This is a genomic window from Natrononativus sp. DTA114 (assembly GCF_059736515.1).
This window is the reverse complement of the sequence record NZ_JCASSN010000001.1, coordinates 766,213-782,550: the sequence shown is the minus strand read 5'-3', so window position 1 is coordinate 782,550 and position 16,338 is coordinate 766,213. Positions and strand designations below refer to the sequence as shown.

Annotated in this window: 27 protein-coding genes and 1 tRNA gene; 26 read left to right on the top strand and 2 right to left on the bottom strand. The window is 64.6% G+C overall.

What is annotated here, in order from left to right:
* Window positions 1-193: 193 nt before the first annotated feature.
* Window positions 194-264 (bottom strand) — tRNA-Gly (locus AC6I6S_RS04170).
* Window positions 265-591: 327 nt separating this feature from the next.
* Between AC6I6S_RS04170 and AC6I6S_RS04165 the strand changes: the two genes are divergently transcribed.
* From AC6I6S_RS04165 to AC6I6S_RS04040, 26 genes are all read left to right on the top strand, one after another.
* Complete coding sequence (locus AC6I6S_RS04165) at window positions 592-1,446, top strand: putative RNA uridine N3 methyltransferase (protein ID WP_497948474.1); 855 nt, start codon at window positions 592-594, stop codon at window positions 1,444-1,446.
* A gap of 4 nt (window positions 1,447-1,450) precedes the next feature.
* Complete coding sequence (locus tag AC6I6S_RS04160) at window positions 1,451-2,470, top strand: 50S ribosomal protein L3 (RefSeq protein ID WP_497948472.1); 1,020 nt, start codon at window positions 1,451-1,453, stop codon at window positions 2,468-2,470.
* 6 nt (window positions 2,471-2,476) lie between these two features.
* Window positions 2,477-3,229 carry a 50S ribosomal protein L4 gene (gene rpl4p, locus AC6I6S_RS04155; protein WP_497948471.1) on the top strand — a complete coding sequence of 251 codons (753 nt, stop codon included), beginning with the start codon at window positions 2,477-2,479 and terminating at the stop codon, window positions 3,227-3,229.
* Window positions 3,226-3,480 carry a 50S ribosomal protein L23 gene (locus tag AC6I6S_RS04150; protein WP_497948470.1) on the top strand — a complete coding sequence of 85 codons (255 nt, stop codon included), beginning with the start codon at window positions 3,226-3,228 and terminating at the stop codon, window positions 3,478-3,480. Before rpl4p ends, AC6I6S_RS04150 begins: the two co-directional genes overlap by 4 nt.
* Window positions 3,481-3,482: 2 nt before the next feature.
* The gene (locus tag AC6I6S_RS04145; RefSeq protein ID WP_497948469.1) at window positions 3,483-4,205 is read left to right on the top strand and encodes a 50S ribosomal protein L2; all 723 of its coding nucleotides are present in this window, start codon (window positions 3,483-3,485) and stop codon (window positions 4,203-4,205) included.
* A complete protein-coding gene (locus AC6I6S_RS04140; RefSeq protein WP_497948468.1) occupies window positions 4,202-4,627 on the top strand; it encodes a 30S ribosomal protein S19 in 426 nt (141 codons plus the stop codon). The genes AC6I6S_RS04145 and AC6I6S_RS04140 overlap by 4 nt, the downstream gene beginning before the upstream one ends.
* Before the next feature lie 7 nt (window positions 4,628-4,634).
* Window positions 4,635-5,114, top strand: a complete 480-nt coding sequence (locus tag AC6I6S_RS04135; RefSeq protein WP_497948467.1) for a 50S ribosomal protein L22 — start codon at window positions 4,635-4,637, stop codon at window positions 5,112-5,114.
* A complete protein-coding gene (locus AC6I6S_RS04130) occupies window positions 5,114-6,031 on the top strand; it encodes a 30S ribosomal protein S3 (RefSeq protein ID WP_497948466.1) in 918 nt (305 codons plus the stop codon). The genes AC6I6S_RS04135 and AC6I6S_RS04130 overlap by 1 nt, the downstream gene beginning before the upstream one ends.
* Complete coding sequence (rpmC, locus tag AC6I6S_RS04125) at window positions 6,031-6,237, top strand: 50S ribosomal protein L29 (RefSeq protein ID WP_497948465.1); 207 nt, start codon at window positions 6,031-6,033, stop codon at window positions 6,235-6,237. The genes AC6I6S_RS04130 and rpmC overlap by 1 nt, the downstream gene beginning before the upstream one ends.
* A gap of 63 nt (window positions 6,238-6,300) precedes the next feature.
* The gene (locus tag AC6I6S_RS04120) at window positions 6,301-6,714 is read left to right on the top strand and encodes a ribonuclease P protein component 1 (protein WP_497948464.1); all 414 of its coding nucleotides are present in this window, start codon (window positions 6,301-6,303) and stop codon (window positions 6,712-6,714) included.
* On the top strand, window positions 6,705-7,154 hold the full coding sequence (locus tag AC6I6S_RS04115; RefSeq protein WP_497948463.1) for a 30S ribosomal protein S17: 450 nt from the start codon (window positions 6,705-6,707) through the stop codon (window positions 7,152-7,154). Before AC6I6S_RS04120 ends, AC6I6S_RS04115 begins: the two co-directional genes overlap by 10 nt.
* Entirely contained in the window at window positions 7,154-7,552 is a 399-nt protein-coding gene (locus AC6I6S_RS04110; RefSeq protein ID WP_252490513.1) for a 50S ribosomal protein L14, read from the top strand. Before AC6I6S_RS04115 ends, AC6I6S_RS04110 begins: the two co-directional genes overlap by 1 nt.
* A 4-nt stretch (window positions 7,553-7,556) precedes the next feature.
* The gene (gene rplX, locus AC6I6S_RS04105) at window positions 7,557-7,925 is read left to right on the top strand and encodes a 50S ribosomal protein L24 (protein ID WP_497948462.1); all 369 of its coding nucleotides are present in this window, start codon (window positions 7,557-7,559) and stop codon (window positions 7,923-7,925) included.
* On the top strand, window positions 7,922-8,623 hold the full coding sequence (locus tag AC6I6S_RS04100) for a 30S ribosomal protein S4e (protein ID WP_497948461.1): 702 nt from the start codon (window positions 7,922-7,924) through the stop codon (window positions 8,621-8,623). Before rplX ends, AC6I6S_RS04100 begins: the two co-directional genes overlap by 4 nt.
* Entirely contained in the window at window positions 8,623-9,156 is a 534-nt protein-coding gene (locus tag AC6I6S_RS04095) for a 50S ribosomal protein L5 (RefSeq protein WP_497948459.1), read from the top strand. The genes AC6I6S_RS04100 and AC6I6S_RS04095 overlap by 1 nt, the downstream gene beginning before the upstream one ends.
* Window positions 9,149-9,325 carry a 30S ribosomal protein S14 gene (locus tag AC6I6S_RS04090; RefSeq protein WP_497948458.1) on the top strand — a complete coding sequence of 59 codons (177 nt, stop codon included), beginning with the start codon at window positions 9,149-9,151 and terminating at the stop codon, window positions 9,323-9,325. Before AC6I6S_RS04095 ends, AC6I6S_RS04090 begins: the two co-directional genes overlap by 8 nt.
* Entirely contained in the window at window positions 9,322-9,714 is a 393-nt protein-coding gene (locus AC6I6S_RS04085; RefSeq protein WP_497948457.1) for a 30S ribosomal protein S8, read from the top strand. The genes AC6I6S_RS04090 and AC6I6S_RS04085 overlap by 4 nt, the downstream gene beginning before the upstream one ends.
* 2 nt (window positions 9,715-9,716) lie before the next feature.
* Window positions 9,717-10,250 carry a 50S ribosomal protein L6 gene (locus tag AC6I6S_RS04080; RefSeq protein ID WP_497948456.1) on the top strand — a complete coding sequence of 178 codons (534 nt, stop codon included), beginning with the start codon at window positions 9,717-9,719 and terminating at the stop codon, window positions 10,248-10,250.
* A 3-nt stretch (window positions 10,251-10,253) separates the two neighbouring features.
* Window positions 10,254-10,967, top strand: a complete 714-nt coding sequence (locus AC6I6S_RS04075) for a 50S ribosomal protein L32e (RefSeq protein WP_497948455.1) — start codon at window positions 10,254-10,256, stop codon at window positions 10,965-10,967.
* Window positions 10,964-11,413, top strand: coding sequence for a 50S ribosomal protein L19e (locus tag AC6I6S_RS04070; protein WP_497948454.1), 450 nt, complete (start codon window positions 10,964-10,966; stop codon window positions 11,411-11,413). Before AC6I6S_RS04075 ends, AC6I6S_RS04070 begins: the two co-directional genes overlap by 4 nt.
* Window positions 11,413-11,961, top strand: coding sequence for a 50S ribosomal protein L18 (locus tag AC6I6S_RS04065; RefSeq protein ID WP_497948453.1), 549 nt, complete (start codon window positions 11,413-11,415; stop codon window positions 11,959-11,961). The genes AC6I6S_RS04070 and AC6I6S_RS04065 overlap by 1 nt, the downstream gene beginning before the upstream one ends.
* Window positions 11,958-12,596: a 30S ribosomal protein S5 gene (locus AC6I6S_RS04060; RefSeq protein WP_497948452.1), complete on the top strand. Its 639-nt coding sequence runs from the start codon at window positions 11,958-11,960 to the stop codon at window positions 12,594-12,596. Before AC6I6S_RS04065 ends, AC6I6S_RS04060 begins: the two co-directional genes overlap by 4 nt.
* Window positions 12,593-13,060: a 50S ribosomal protein L30 gene (locus AC6I6S_RS04055; protein ID WP_497948451.1), complete on the top strand. Its 468-nt coding sequence runs from the start codon at window positions 12,593-12,595 to the stop codon at window positions 13,058-13,060. Before AC6I6S_RS04060 ends, AC6I6S_RS04055 begins: the two co-directional genes overlap by 4 nt.
* 2 nt (window positions 13,061-13,062) lie before the next feature.
* Window positions 13,063-13,554, top strand: coding sequence for an uL15m family ribosomal protein (locus AC6I6S_RS04050; RefSeq protein WP_497948450.1), 492 nt, complete (start codon window positions 13,063-13,065; stop codon window positions 13,552-13,554).
* A gap of 3 nt (window positions 13,555-13,557) precedes the next feature.
* Complete coding sequence (gene secY, locus AC6I6S_RS04045; RefSeq protein ID WP_497948449.1) at window positions 13,558-15,012, top strand: preprotein translocase subunit SecY; 1,455 nt, start codon at window positions 13,558-13,560, stop codon at window positions 15,010-15,012.
* Window positions 15,013-15,147: 135 nt separating this feature from the next.
* On the top strand, window positions 15,148-15,600 hold the full coding sequence (locus tag AC6I6S_RS04040; protein ID WP_497948448.1) for a hypothetical protein: 453 nt from the start codon (window positions 15,148-15,150) through the stop codon (window positions 15,598-15,600).
* 397 nt (window positions 15,601-15,997) lie between these two features.
* Here the strand turns inward: AC6I6S_RS04040 and AC6I6S_RS04035 are convergent, their stop codons facing one another.
* On the bottom strand, window positions 15,998-16,264 hold the full coding sequence (locus tag AC6I6S_RS04035; RefSeq protein ID WP_497948447.1) for a cytochrome C oxidase subunit IV family protein: 267 nt from the start codon (window positions 16,262-16,264) through the stop codon (window positions 15,998-16,000).
* Window positions 16,265-16,338: the final 74 nt, after the last annotated feature.

Sequence of the window (16,338 nt, the reverse complement as noted above, 5' to 3'; positions counted from 1 at the left end):
ATACTCGCGCTGCTACGCGGCGCTCGTGGGTTGAATGTGGAAACGTCGCGCTGGCTGGGATTTGAACCACGCCCGAGAACCCGCTCGCTTCGCTCACGGAACCTCGGTCTGATTCAAATCCCACCGTTTCGATTTCCCCGAACGCGGATACTCGCGCTGCTACGCAGCGCTCGCGGGCTTGTGTTTGGAGAAATGCGCTGGCTGGGATTTGAACCCAGGTTGTGACCATGGCAAGGTCACGTGATACCACTACACTACCAGCGCCCTGCTGCACTTTGAACTACTCTCGGAGGAGTGTATAAGGGTTGCGAATCGGGACGGGGCGTGGACCACGTGGCCGTTGCGCACCCGCTCGACTGCAACCCACTGGTGGCTTCTCGAGGCCGGCTCACACCTCGAGCGAACACGATGACCTGACACCCGTGGGAACAATCCACATATTCATATACTCTACACCGATTCGATAGTGTGTCCAGGTCACACGAAATCGGCCCTGTGAGGCGTTCACAGCCGAAAACGATTCCGCTACCCTTTTAAGACATAGCCCACAAAGATCGCTACAGTCTAGTGACGAGGCGCCGAAGTGCTGGCATGACCGTCAGCGTGCTCGTGCCGTCGTCGCTCGCCCGTGAAGCCGAGGACAAACGCGAGGCAACTCGCAAACTCGGATACGTCGCCCGTGCGGCGACGATCTTCCGGGCGGATCGCCTGATCGTCTTCCCCGATCCGGAGGGCGAAACCGGGCGATTCGACGGCGGGTTCGTCCGCACCGTGTTGCGGTACGCCGCGACGCCCCCCTACCTCCGCAACGAGGCCTGGGGGATGCGGGACGAACTGGAGTACGTCGGCATCCTGCCGCCGCTCCGCGCCGCGTCACAGACCGGCTCCGAATCGAACGGTTCGGGGTCGACAAGACAAGGAATCGTGACCGAGGTCGGACCTGATCATCGCGTCCGGGTCAATTGCGGCTTGCAACACCCGATCTCCCTCAACGCGCCTCCGGGAATGGAGGTGGCAGAGGGGGAACGCGTGACCGTCAGGATCTCTTCGCGACGACCGGTCCGGGCGAAACTCGAGGACGTCCCCTTACCGGGGCTCGAAATCGAGCGGACGGACCTCCCAGCAGCACTCGGCCGTGAGGACGCCGGCGTTCGAATCGCAGCCTCCCGGTTCGGTGAGGAACTCACCGTCGGAAGGCTCGAGACGCTGGCCGGGCGCACGGAGCGCGACGGGATGACCGTTGCGTTCGGCGCGCCCGAAAGAGGGCTGCCGGAAATCCTGGGCATCGACCCATCCGCGGTCGGTGCCGAGGGCGACGCCGACGTCGAACCCGCCGATCCGGGGTTCGACCTCTGGCTCAATACGGTTCCGAACCAGGGAAGTGAGGTCGTGCGAACGGAGGAGGCTCTGTTCGCCACCCTCGCTCCCCTCTCACTCAGAGAGTGATTGAATGCCACAACCAAACGCACCACGCAAAGGCTCACTCGGGTTCGGTCCGCGAGGGCGTGCGACCAGCGAGGTCCCACGCTTTTCCTCGTGGCCGGACGACGACGGACAGCCGACGCTCCAGGGCTTCGCGGGCTACAAGGCCGGCATGACCCACGTGGTTATGGTCGACGACAAAGCGAACTCGCCGACCGAGGGAATGGAAGAGACTGTTCCCGTGACCATCGTGGAGACGCCGCCGATGCGCGCCGTCGCCCTGCGTGCGTACGAAGACACGCCGTATGGAATGAAGCCGGTAACCGAGGTCTGGACCGACGAGTTCGTTCCCGAACTCGACCGCGTCCTCGACCTGCCCGGCGACGACTACGACGCCGACGCCGCGGAGGAAGAACTCCGCACCCTCCTCGAGGAGGGACGCGTCGACGACGTTCGCGTCATCACGCACACGGTTCCGGGGGCGGTTCCCTCGATGCCGAAGAAGAAGCCGGACGTGATGGAGACGCGCGTCGGCGGCGGTTCCGTCGAGGAGCGCGTCGAGTTCGCGCTCGAGACGATCGCCGAAGGCGGTGAGCACGTCATGAACGACGTGTTCCGCCCCGGCGAGTACGTCGACGCGAGCGGCGTCACGAAAGGAAAGGGTACCCAGGGTCCCGTCAAGCGATGGGGCGTCCAGAAGCGCAAGGGCAAACACGCCCGGCAGGGATGGCGCCGCCGCATCGGGAACCTCGGTCCCTGGAACCCGTCCCGCGTTCGGTCGACGGTCCCCCAGCAGGGTCAGACCGGCTACCACCAGCGGACGGAACTGAACAAGCGCCTCGTCGACGTCGGCGACGGCGCCGACGCGACGGTCGACGGCGGCTTCGTCAATTACGGCGAGGTCGACGGGCCGCACGCGCTGATCAAGGGCTCGTTGCCCGGGCCGAACAAGCGCCTCGTGCGCTTCCGCCCGGCGATCCGACCCGGAGACCAGCCGCGCCTCGATCCCGAGGTGCGCTACGTCTCCACCGCATCCAACCAGGGCTGATAGCATATGGAAGCAACAATCAGAGACCTGGACGGCGGCGAGGCGGGCTCGGTGGAGCTCCCGGCGATCTTCGAGACGGAGTATCGCCCGGACCTCATCGGGCGCGCCGTTCGCGTCGCCCAGGCCAACCGAACCCAGGACTACGGCGCCGACGAGTTCGCGGGCATGCGCACGCCCGCGGAGTCGTTCGGTAGCGGTCGCGGGATGGCCCACGTCCCCCGCCAGAACGGACGCGCCCGACGCGTTCCCCAGGCCGTCAAGGGACGAAAGGCTCACCCGCCGAAAGCCGAGAAGGACCACACCGAATCGATCAACAAGAAAGAACGGAAGCTGGCCGTCCGCAGCGCCATCGCGGCGACGACGGACGCCGACCTCGTGACCGAGCGCGGTCACGCCGTCGACACGGACCTCGAGTTCCCGCTCGTCGTGAGCGACGAGTTCGAAGAGCTCGTGAAGACGAAGGAGGTCGTCTCCCTGCTCGAGGAACTCGGCATCGACGCCGACATCGAGCGCGCCGAAGACGGCAAGAGCATCCGTGCCGGCCGCGGGACCACCCGTGGTCGCAAGTACAAGGTTCCGAAGTCGATCCTCTTCGTGACCTCGAGCGAGGCCGGTCCCTCGCGTGCCGCCCGCAACCTCGCGGGCGCCGACGTGACGACCGCCGCCGAGGTCAACGCGGAGGATCTCGCCCCCGGCACGCAGGCCGGCCGGCTGACGATCTGGACCGAGAGCGCCCTCGAGGAGGTGGCAGACCGATGAGTTCGATCATCGACTACCCCCTCGTCACCGAGAAGGCGATGAACGACATGGACTTCCAGAACAAGCTCCAGTTCGTCGTCAATGTCGACGCGACCAAACCCGAAATTCGGGAGGAGGTCGAGGAGCGCTTCGACATCGAGGTCGTCAAACTCAACACGCAGGTTACGATGAAAGGCACGAAGAAAGCAACCGTCACGCTGGGCGAGGACGACGACGCCCAGGAAGTGGCCTCGAGAATCGGGGTGTTCTAACGATGGGACGCCGCATTTTCGGTCAACGACGCGGTCGCGGGACGCCCACGTTCCGGGCACCATCGCACCGATACAAGGCGCAACTGGACCACAAGAAGCCGGAAGATACGGATGTCGTTCGCGGGACGGTCGTCGATATCGAACACGACCCCGCTCGCTCGGCACCCGTCGCCGCTATCGAGTTCGAGGACGGCGATCAGCGACTCGTCCTCGTTCCCGAGGGCATCACCGTCGGCGAGGAGATCCAGGTCGGCGTCTCCGCGGAGATCAAGCCGGGGAACACGCTCCCGCTCGCGGAGATTCCGGAAGGTGTCCCGGTCTGTAACGTTGAGGCGAACCCGGGCGACGGCGGTCGATTCGCCCGCGCCTCCGGCGTCAACGCGGACCTGATCACCCACGACCGCGACGCCGCGGTCGTCCAGCTGCCAAGCGGCGAGGTCAAGCGCCTCGACCCACAGTGCCGTGCGACGATCGGTGTCGTCGCCGGCGGTGGCCGAACGGAGAAGCCGTTCGTCAAGGCAGGAAACAAGCACCACAAGATGCGCGCACGGGGCACGAAGTGGCCTCGCGTGCGCGGTGTCGCAATGAACGCCGTCGACCACCCCTTCGGTGGCGGCGGCCGCCAGCACCCCGGTCGCCCCAAGTCCGTCTCGCGGGACGCCCCGCCGGGCCGGAAGGTTGGCGACATTTCCTCGCGCCGTACCGGCCGAGGTGGTAACAAATGAGTCAGGAGTACCGAACCGGTCGCGAGGGTGAGGAGTTCACCTACCGCGGTCACACGCTCGACGAACTCCAGGAGATGGAGATCGACGAGGTCGCGGAACTGCTCCCCGCACGCAAGCGGCGAAGTATCGAACGCGGGCTCACCGTCGAGCAGCAGAAGCTGCTCGAGAAGGCCCGCTCCAAAGACGAACAGGAGAGCGCCAACGCACCGATCCGAACGCACCTGCGCGACATGCCGATCCTGCCCGAGTTCGTCGGGCTCACCTTCGCGGTGTACACCGGCCAGTCGTTCGAGCGCGTTCGCGTCGAACCCGAGATGATCGGACACTATCTCGGCGAGTTCCAGCTGACCCGCAACTCGGTGACGCACGGACAGGCAGGAATCGGTGCGACCCGCTCGTCGAAGTTCGTCCCACTGAAGTGATCCACGCATGGGAATCAACTACTCAGTCGACGCCGATCCGGACACCACCGCGAAAGCGATGCTTCGGGAGCGTCACATGAGCCACAAGCACAGCAAGGAGATCGCCCGCGAACTCAAGGGGCGAACCGTCGACGACGCCATCGACTACCTCGAGGCGGTCGTCGCCGGCGAGCGATCGGTGCCGTTCCGTTCGCACAACACCGGTGTCGGCCACCGTTCGGATATCGATGGCTGGGACGCCGGCCGGTACCCAGAGAAGGCGAGCAAGGCGTTTCTCGAACTGCTCGAGAACGTCAGCGCGAACGCCGACCACCAGGGCTTCGAAGGTGGCTCGATGGAGATCGTCCACATCGCCGCCCACAAGGTCGGCGAGTCCGTCGGCCGCAAACCGCGTGCGATGGGCCGAGCGACGGCCTGGAACACCCCGCAGGTCGACGTCGAGATCGTCACCGCGGAGGTCGACGAAGACGAGGAGGCTGATAACTGATGGCAGACGAACACCAGTTCATCGAAGACGGCCTGCAGCGATCCCAGATCGACGAGTTCTTCGCAGAAGAACTCGGCCGCGCAGGCTACGGTGGCATGGACGTCGCCAAGACGCCGATGGGTACCCAGATCGTTCTCAAAGCCGAGAAGCCGGGGATGGTCATCGGCAAGGGCGGCGAGAACATCCGGAAGGTCACGACGGCGCTCGAGGAGAAGTTCAACCTCGAGGACCCCCAGATCGACGTGCAGGAGGTCGAAGAACCCGATCTGAACGCCCGCATCGTCGCCGACCGACTGGCCAACGCGCTCGAGCGCGGCTGGTACTTCCGGAAAGCCGGTCACACGACGATCGACCGCATCATGGATGCCGGCGCACTCGGCGCTGAGATCGTCCTCGCCGGGAAGGTCACCGGCGCACGGTCGCGCGTCGAGAAGTTCAACCGCGGCTACATCAAGCACAACGGCGAGCCCGCCGAGACGGTCGTCGACCACGGCCAGGGCGTCGCGGTGATGAAACTCGGCACCATCGGCGTCAACGTCAAGATCATCCCGCCGGGAGCGGAACTCCCCGACGACTTCCAGATCCACGACGATATGGATCCCGAGGAGGTTGTCCCCGAGGCCGTCGAGTTCAACGAGAGCGAGGGCGTCGAGGAACTGCTCGAGGAGCCCGCCGAGGACGTCACCGACGAGCGCGTCGAGGACGAGCCCGAGGCAGAGGCAGAACCCGGCGAGGCCGCCGTCGACGAGGAGGTTCTCGAGGAGGAAGTCGAGGCCGACGAGGACGAGGAAGAAGACGTCGCTGCCGAGGCCGACGAGGAAGAACTCGAGGAGCTCGACGAGGACGTCGAGGCCGAAGCCGAGGAGCTGCTCTCGGAGATGGACGAGGAGAGCGAAGACGAGGGAGGTGACGCCTGATGGCGATCCTCCACACCGCCGAGATCCGCGACATGACGCCCGCCGAGCGCGAGGCGGAACTCGAGGACCTCGAGACGGAGCTGCTGAACAACAAGGCCGTCCTCGCAGCGGGTGGTGCACCCGAGAACCCCGGAGAGATCGGGGAGCTCAAGCGCACCATCGCCCGGGTCAAGACGATCCAGCGCGAGGAGGGGGATCTCGAATGAGATCCGAAATCCGAACGGGTGGAGCCCGTGAGGAAGGCGATTTCGACGAGGAATAACACGATAATGCCAGTGACACCCGAGACGCTGCCGCGACACGAACTCAACGGACTACCCGTCCGCGTCGTCGAGAGCGACGACGCCGGCCGGGAGGGTCTCGAGGGGCGCGTCGTCATCGAGACGGCGAACACGCTATCTCTAGAAGTTCGTGAGAACGGTGAGTCCCGGGTGGTGATGGTACCGAAGTCGGGCACCGTCTTCGAGTTCGCGATTCCCCGCGACCTCGAGCCCACAGATGACGCCGCCGGAGACGCCAAGTCTCCGGGGACCGCGTCCAAACTGGCCGACACCAAACCCGGAGCGGACGATGCTCTGGACCGTGCTGGCGAGGACGTGGCCTACGTTACGGTCGATGGGGGCCGCCTGCTCTCACGGCCCGCCCGACGCACCGAAACACACGGTGATTCACCATGGCAATAGGACTGGACGTAACACAGCCTCCGGAACCAGAGAATCCGGAGGAATACGACTACGAGAAGTGTCCGTTTTACGGCGACCTGCCGGTACGAGGTCAGACCCTCGTCGGCACCGTCGTCTCGACGGACATGGACAAGACCGTAGTCGTCGAGCGAGAGTACGACGTGACGGTTCCGAAGTACGACCGTCAGATGAAACGTCGCTCGCGCATCCCGGCACACGTGCCGGGCGTGCTCGAGCCGCTCTCGGTTGGCGACACGGTCACGATCGCAGAGACCCGACCACTGTCGAAGACGAAATCGCACGTGGTCGTCGAAGTAACTGAGGAGGCGACCGCCGAGGACATCGCCGAGCTCACCCGTCAGGCCGAGCCTGACCCCGAGCTCTCGAGCGGCGACATCACGGAGGGCGCCGAAGAGGAAGCCGTCGAGGGTGATCAGTGATGGAGGCGATGAAAGCCGACGTCACGCAGGGCCTGAAGAAGGGCTCGCTCGTCACGTGTGCCGACAACACCGGCGCACGCGAGCTCAAGATCATCAGCGTCGCGGGCTACCACGGCACCAAGAACCGCCAGCCGAAGGCGGGACTCGGTGACAAGGTGACCGTTTCGGTCACGAAGGGTACCCCCGAGATGCGCCGACAGGTCCTCGAGGCCGTCGTCGTCCGCCAGCGGAAATCGATCCGCCGGCCGGACGGCACGCGCCTAAAGTTCGAGGACAACGCGGCGGTCATCATCGACGAGAACGAGGAGCCTCGCGGCACCGAGATCAAGGGCCCGATCGCCCGCGAAGTCGCAGAACGGTTCGGTGCAATCGCGAGCACAGCTACGATGATCGTCTAGAACCATGAGCAAACAACCACGCAAACAGCGAAACCAGCGAACGCGTGCCCCGCTGCACCAGCGACAGAAGCAGCTTCACGCGACGCTCTCAGACGACCTCCGCGAGGAGTACGGTCGACGTCGCACCCGCGTCAACGCGGGCGATACCGTCGAGGTCATGCGCGGCGACCACGCCGGCACGTCCGGCGAGGTGCTCACCGTCGACCTCACCGAGGAGGTCATCCACGTCGAGGACGTGACCGTCGAGACGGCCGACGGCGAGGAAGTTCCCCGCCCGCTCGAGCCCTCGAACGTTCGGATCACCGACCTCGACCTGGAGGACGAGCGACGCGAGGCGCGCCTCGAAGGCGAATCGGAAGGTGATGACGAATGACGAAACACCAGAAACGACTCTCGGTACCGAAGTCCTGGCCGGTCGAGCGAAAGACCGACACGTTCACCGTCAAGGCCGCGGGTGGCCCACACGGTGAGGACGGGGTTCCGCTCGTCATCCTGCTGCGGGACGTGCTCGGCTACGTCGACTCGAAGAAGGAGGCGCGCTACGCGCTCTCCCAGGACGCGATCCTCGTCAACGGCGAGCCGATCAACGACGAACAGCGTCCGATCGGGATGTTCGACATCGTCGCGTTCCCCGGTCGCGAGGAGTACTACCGCGTCTTCCCCGACGAAGGCGGTCGCCTCGCACTGACCGAAATCGACGCCGACGCGGCCGACAGCCGCCTCGGGAAGGTCGTCGGCAAGCGCCAGGTCGCGGGCGGCGTGACCCAGCTCTCGCTGCACGACGGGACGAACGTCACCGTCGACGAGGAGTACCACACGAACGACTCGGTGATCGTCGACAACGAATCCAGCGAGATCGTCGCCCACTTCCCCTACGAGGAGGGCGCGCTCGTGACCGCCGTCAGCGGTAACCACGGCGGCAAGATCGGCGAACTCGTCGAGATCGACGTCACCCTCAGCAGCGGCTCGAACATCGTCACCGTCGAAACCGACGACGGCGAGTTCGAAACCGTCGAGGAGTACGTCGTCGTTATCGACGAGAACTTCACCGGCGAGGAGGGTGATGAGTGATGTCGGAAGCTGAATCCGAGTTCCACGAGATGCGCGAGCCGCGCATCGAGAAAGTCGTCGTCCACATGGGCGTCGGCCGCGGTGGTCGCGACCTCGGCCGCGCCGAGGACATCATCGAGGAGGTCACCAGCCAGCAGAGCGTTCGTACCCAGGCGAAGAAGACCGAACCCGAGTTCGGCATTCGCCAGGGCGAACCGATCGGTACGAAGGTCACACTTCGAAGCGAGGACGCCCAGGAGTTCCTCGAGACGGCACTCCCGCTCGCGGAGCTCTCGGCGACGCAGTTCGACGACACCGGCAACTTCAGCTTCGGTGTCGAAGAGCACACGGACTTCCCGAGTCAGGAGTACGACCCGAACGTCGGGATCTACGGACTGGACGTGACCGTGAACCTGGTCCGACCGGGCTACCGCGTCAGCAAGCGCGATAAAGCCAGCCAGGCGATCCCGTCGAGCCACCGACTGACCCCCGAGGACGCGATTGCGTACCTCGAGTCCGCCTTCGACGTAACCGTGGAGGACGACGATGAGTGAAAGCGAAAACGAACAGACGGGCGAGCACGCCGCAAAGCGCACCGGCCAGGAAGCGGCCTGCCAGCGCTGTGGCCGCAAACAGGGCCTCGTCGGCAAGTACGATATCAACCTCTGCCGGCAGTGCTTCCGTGAGATCGCCCGCGACATGGGATTCAAGAAGTACAAATGACCGGGAACGATCCACTCAGTAACGCGCTTTCGGGGCTCGACAACGCCGAAAGCGTCGGCCACCTGAGCCACACGGTATCGCCCGCTTCGAACGAGATCGGCAGCGTGCTCGAGGTCTTCTACGACCGCGGGTACATCGACGGCTTCGAGTTCGTCGACGACGGTAAAGCCGGTGAGTTCGAGGTCGAACTGAAAGGAGCGATCAACGAGTGCGGCCCCGTCAAGCCCCGCTACTCCGCTGGCGCCGACGACTTCGAGAAATGGGAGAAGCGATTCCTCCCGGCTCGAGACTTCGGTGCGCTCGTCGTCACGACGAGCAGTGGCATCATGAGCCACTACGAGGCGCGAGAGCAGGGGATTGGGGGCCAGGTGATCGCATACGTCTACTAACAATGCGAGTCGAACTGGACATCCCCGACGACGTATCCGCCGAGGTCGACCACCTCGACGTGACGATCGACGGTCCGGAAGGCAGCGTCACCCGCCGCCTCTGGTACCCGAACGTCACCGTTGAGGTCGACGACGACACCGTGGTCATCGAAAGCGACACCGAGAACGCGAAAACGAACGCGACGATCGGTACCTTCGAGAGCCACGTCCGCAACGCCATCCACGGCGTGACCGAGGGCTGGGAGTACGAGATGGAAGTCTTCTACTCTCACTTCCCGATGCAGGTCCGCGTGGAGGGCGACGAGGTCGTCATCGAGAACTTCCTCGGTGAGAAGGCAGCGCGACGAACGACTATCCACGGTGACACCCAGGTTGCCGTCGACGGCGAACAGCTGGCGCTCTCCGGTCCGAACAAGGAGCACGTCGGCCAGACCGCCGCCGACATCGAGCAGCTGACGAAGGTGAAAGGAAAGGACACCCGCGTCTTCCAGGACGGTGTCTACATCACCGCCAAACCACGGAAAGGAGGTGCCTGATAGATGGCAGACGACGAACCACAGGAACTCGAGGACATCAGCGGCGTCGGCGCGAGCAAGGCAGACGCGCTCCGCGAGGCCGGTTTCGAGTCCATCGAGGACGTCAAGGAAGCCTCCCAGGACGACCTGTCGGAGGCCGACGGAATCGGCAACGCACTCGCCGCCCGTATCAAAGCCGACGTCGGCGATCTCGAGGTCACAGAAGAGACCGAAGCCGAGATCGAAGACGAGGACGAGGAGGCCGAGGCGGCCGAGGAACCCGACGAGGACGTCGAGACCGAACTGCGCCCGCGCGGGCTGACCGAGAAGACGCCCGAGCTGTCGGACGACGAGCAACGGCTGCTCACGCGTCGACACAGCGAGGGGAAACCGCAGTTCAACCGCCAGGACTACCACAAGAAAAAGCGGACGCCCGAGGCGTGGCGCCGCCCCCGCGGTCAGCTCTCGAAGCAGCGCAAGGGCATCAAGGGCAAGGGCCCGAAGGTCGCGGCCGGCTACCGAACGCCGAAGTCGGTCCGAGGGAAACACCCGAGCGGCTTCGAGGAGGTCTACGTCGAGAACGTGGACGACCTCGAGGGCGTCGACGGTGACACCCAGGCGGTCCGCATCAGCTCCTCGGTCGGTGCTCGCAAGCGCGAGCGCATCGAGGAGGAAGCCGAGGACGCCGAGATTCGCGTCCTGAACCCGACCTACGTCGAAGTCGAGGTGGAACAATGACCGATCTGACCGCACAGAAGCGACTGGCGGCCGACGTCCTGGACGTCGGGCAGAACCGCGTCTGGTTCGACCCCGAGGCCCAGGGCGACATCGCCCAGGCGATCACTCGCGACGAGATCCGCGAACTGGTCGACGACGGGACGATCCGTGCGAAAAACGCACGCGGCAACTCCCGCGGTCGCGCCCGCGAACGCAACGAAAAGCGCGCCTACGGCCACCGCAAGGGGCCGGGCAAGCGCAGAGGTAAGAAGGGCGCACGCCAGAACGAGAAAGAGGAGTGGGAGAGCAAGATTCGCGCACAGCGCCGGAAGCTCCGCGAACTCCGCGATCAGGGCGAACTCACGCCCACGCAGTACCGCGAGCTGTACCGAAAGGCTGGCGGTGGCGAGTTCCGCAGCGTCCGGTATCTGTTGAACTACATCGAAAACGAATACGGTGACGACTAATGGCGACAGGACCACGATACAAAGTTCCGATGCGCCGTCGCCGTGAGGTCCGGACGGACTACCACCAGAGGTTGCGCCTGCTGAAATCGGGCAAGCCCCGCCTCGTTGCTCGCAAGAGCAACAAGCACACTACGGCGCAGCTGATCGCCCCCGGACCTCAGGGCGACGAGACACTCGCGAGCGCGCACTCGAGCGACCTCGAGGAGTACGGCTGGGAGGCCCCAACGGGCAACATCTCCGCGGCCTACCTCACCGGCCTGCTGGCCGGCAAGCGCGCCGTCGAAGCAGGAATCGAGGAGGCGGTGCTCGACATCGGCCTCAACACGGCGACGCCCGGTAACAAGGTGTTCGCGGTGCAGGAGGGCGCGATCGACGCCGGCCTCGAGATTCCCCACAGCGACAGTGTGCTCGCAGACTGGTCGCGTACCCGCGGCGAACACATCGCAGAGTACGCAGCACAGCTCGACGAGCCGCTGTACGGTGGCGAGTTCGACGCGACCGAACTCCCAGAACACTTCGATACGGTACGAGAGGAGATTCTAGAATGAGCGGAAACGACTACAACGACGGGTGGCAGCCCGTTACGCGACTCGGCAGAATGGTCCAGGAGGGCGAAATCGATTCGATGGAGGCCGCCCTCAACTCTGGCCTTCCGCTGAAGGAGCCCGAGATCGTCGACCAGCTCCTCCCCGGACTGGACGACGAGGTGCTCGACATCAACATGGTCCAGCGGATGACCGACTCCGGACGGCGCGTGAAGTTCCGCTGTGTCGTCGCCGTCGGCAACCGCGACGGGTTCGTCGGCTACGCAGAAGGCCGCGAGGACCAGGTCGGCGCTGCCATCCAGAAGGCAATCGGTATCGCCAAGCTGAACATCATCCAGGTTCCCCGCGGCTCCGGCTCGTGGGAGGACCGCTCGGACCGGCCCCACTCGCTGACCCACCGGACGACCGGCAAGGCGGGCTCCGTCGAGGTCGACCTCATCCCCGCCCCCGAAGGGCTGGGACTGGCGGCGAGTGACACCGTCACCGCCGTCCTCGAACTCGCCGGTATCGAAAACGCCTGGACCAAGAGCCACGGCAACACCCGCACCACGGTGAACCTGGCCAAGGCGACGTTCAACGCACTCGAGAACGCCTCGCAGTCGCGTCGAACCGAGGCTCGTGAGGTGGCCGATCAATGAAGGCGATCGTTCAGCTCCGCGGCGAGGTCAACCGCGAAGAGGGCGTCGACGACACGCTCTCGATGCTCAACGTCCACAGCACGAACCACTGTACGCTCGTGCCGGACACGGACACCTACCGCGGCATGATCACCAAGGTCAACGACTTCATCGCCTACGGCGAACCCGACGCGGAGGTCCTCGAGACGCTGCTCGCAAAGCGAGCGGAACCGCTCGAGGGCCGCCAGTCGGACGTTGACGAGGAGTGGCTCGCCGAGAACACCGAGTACGACGACTTCGCCTCGCTGGCCGAAGCGCTGCTCGCCGAGGAGACGACGCTGCGTGAGCAGGGGCTATCGCCGACGCTGCGACTCCACCCGCCACGCGGTGGCCACGACGGCATCAAACACCCCACCGTCGAGGGAGGTCAACTCGGAAAACATACAACGGAGGAGATCAACGCCCTCCTAGAATCGATGCGATAACAATGACGAGTAAAAAACGACGCCAGCGCGGTTCGCGAACGCACGGCGGCGGCTCCCACAAGAACCGCCGCGGTGCCGGCCACCGAGGTGGCCGCGGACGTGCCGGGCGCAGCAAACACGAGTTCCACAACTACGAACCGAAGGGCAAACACGGCTTCAAGCGACCTCACGACATCCGCGAGGAGGTCGCCGAGATCGACGTCCAGAAGCTCGACGAGGACGCGATCCTCTACGCCGCCGAGGACCTCGCCGAGGAGACCGACGACGGCTACGCGATCGACGCGCGCGACGTCGTCGAGGACGGCCACGAGGTCGACGTCGTGAAGGTTCTGGGCGGCGGTCAGGTCCGGAACACGCTCGAGATTACGGCGGACGCCTTCACCGAGGCAGCCGCGGAGAAACTCGAGGCGGCCGGCGGTGAGGCGACACTCACCGAGCGCGGCCAGGAACGAGCCGAGGAACAAGACGCCGACGAAGAACAGGGCGAGGAGTAAGCAATGGGATGGAAGGAAGCTGCTGAGCCGGTCCTTACCCGGATGCCGACCGTCCGCAGACCGGAGGGTCACGTTCCCTTCAAGCGCAAGCTTATGTGGACGGCAGGCATCCTCGTGCTGTACTTCTTCCTGACGAACATCGACCTGCTCGGCCTCCAGGCGGGGGGAGAAGACCTCTTCGGCGAGTTCCGTGCGATCCTCGCCGGCGAGTTCGGCTCGATTCTGCAGGTCGGTATCGGACCGATCGTCACCGCGAGCATCGTCTTGCAGCTCCTCGGTGGTGCGAACCTGCTCGGTCTCGATACCAACGATCCTCGAGACCAGGTGCTCTACCAGGGGCTGCAGAAGCTGCTCGTCATCGCCATGACGGCGCTCACGGCGCTGCCGATGGTGTTCGCAGGCGGCTTCCTCCCAGCGCAGACGTCGCTGCAACTCGGCGGACTCACGCTCGATTCGACTGGCGTGCAGGTCCTGCTGTTCACCCAGATCTTCATCGGTGGCATCCTCATCCTGTACATGGACGAGGTCGTCAGCAAGTGGGGCGTCGGCAGCGGGATCGGCCTGTTCATCATCGCCGGCGTGAGCCAGCGTCTCGTTAGCGGATTCCTGGCCTGGAGCGAGGAAGGGTTCTTCTACAGCTGGTATCTCATCCTGACCGGGCAGATGGAGGGGATCGGATTGACCGGCGACGGCCTCTACGCGCTGTTCCTCGGACAGGGCCAGCTCATCGCCCTGCTGACGACGGTGCTGATCTTCGCCATCGTCGTCTACGCCGAATCCGTCCGCGTCGAGATCCCGCTGAGCCACGCCCGCGTGAAGGGTGCCCGCGGTCGCTTCCCCGTGAAGCTGATCTACGCGAGCGTCCTGCCCATGATCCTCGTTCGTGCAGTGCAGGCGAACATCCAGTTCATGGGTCGGATCCTGAACCGGGTGTGGGAAGGGATGCCGGCCTGGCTCGGCGTCTACGTCGAGGGAGAGCCCGTCAGCGGGTTCTTCTACTACACGGCACCGATCTACTCGCCCGAAGGATGGATGTGGTGGACCGGCGCCGTTACCCAGGACTGGTGGATGGTGATGATCCGGATCAGCGTCGACCTGACCTTCATGGTCATCGGCGGTGCGATCTTCGCCATCTTCTGGGTCGAAACCACCAACATGGGTCCCGAGTCGACGGCCCAGCAGATCCAGAACTCCGGGATGCAGATCCCCGGTTTCCGCCAGAACGTCGGCGTCGTCGAGAAGGTCATGGAGCGGTACATCCCGCAGGTGACCGTCATCGGCGGCGCGCTGGTCGGCCTGCTGGCCGTCTGGGCGAACATGCTCGGCACCATCGGTGCGGTCACCGGGACCGGCCTGCTGCTCGCCGTCTCCATCACGTACAAGCTGTACGAGGAGATCGCCGAGGAGCAGATGATGGAAATGCATCCGATGATGCGCGAGATGTTCGGCAAGGAGTAGCGACCCGACTCCGTTTCTCTTTCACCCTCGAGTGACACCACCGTTCTAGCCGCGAGTACGCCGAGAAATCCAAGAGTGCAGGATATATATGGGCGAAGGAACAACCTTCACCAACGAGGTGGTTCGATGCCAGAAATGTATCTCATAAGCACACTCCTGATGGGGCTTCTCGTGGTCGCCGTCGCGGTCGCGATCGCCCGTAGCGGGCAGCGAGCAACGCCGAGCGGACACGCCGGATCGCGAACCGGCTACGCGGAGTGGTCCCAACGAACCGAGAGCCACGACAGCCGGGTCGTCGCGGCTATGAACAACCCGATGATCTGGACGGTCGGTTTCATCGTGCTGGCGATGGCACTGATGGGCGGCGCCGTGTTGTTAGTCCAGGGCGTCCCGAACGTCGACACCGGACTGCTCCAGACCGGGTTCCTCGCGGTCGGCGGTGCCGTTCTCCTCGGCTACGTCTTCTTCGGCGCGTTCTTCGCGACTCGAGACCGAATCGGCCAGACCGCTGCGGCGGTGGGTATCGCCGCAGCGGTGCTCGGACTGCTGGCGCTGATCGGTATCGTCGCCGTGCTCGTTTTCGACTGATCGGCCGACTCGGCTCTCCCTTCGTTCCCGCATCCGACACCGTACAGCGGCGTCGCTCGAGGCCGCGACGCCGAGACCGTCTCTGTGGCCGTGACTGCGTGTACATCCGGAAACACCCCCTCTTCCTGAGAGGGAATCCGACAATCCCCACACTCACCACCTTCCATCGTACCGTCGTCTCCCGCGAGGATCGTGTCGAACCGCCGTCGACGACCAACCCTCGGATCGGCACATCGAACTTTCTCCCGCGCGGCCGTCGGTCGAGTACCTCTCTACGAGACTGTGCTCTCTCCCACGATCACCGCGGGTGGGGTCGTGAACGTATTCAACGGCTCGAGGCGAGTCGGAGTAGGAAACGAAGGGGTTGCTATCGTCGGTTGTCGAACGATACCGCGTGTTACTGGATCGAGAAGCCGGCGGCGACGGTGAGCAGGAACACCATGAACACCGCGACCAGCATCATGTAGGTGATCGAGCGTGGCTCGTGAAGGAGGTGCTGGTAGTACCCCGCGATCAGGAGGGACTTGATCAGCGCGAGAAACAGCGTCCCACCCATCGCCATCCAGTAGGTGAAGATGTCGTCGAACGTGAAGAAGATGAACTTGCTAGTCCCCAGTACCAGTAACACGACGTAGATGATCGTGTACGTTCGAACGCTCGCCATTAGATGGCTATCAGCGGACGGCGCACTTATACCTTCCTCATACGCTTCGGGGCGGGAGCGGTCGGTTCCGACAC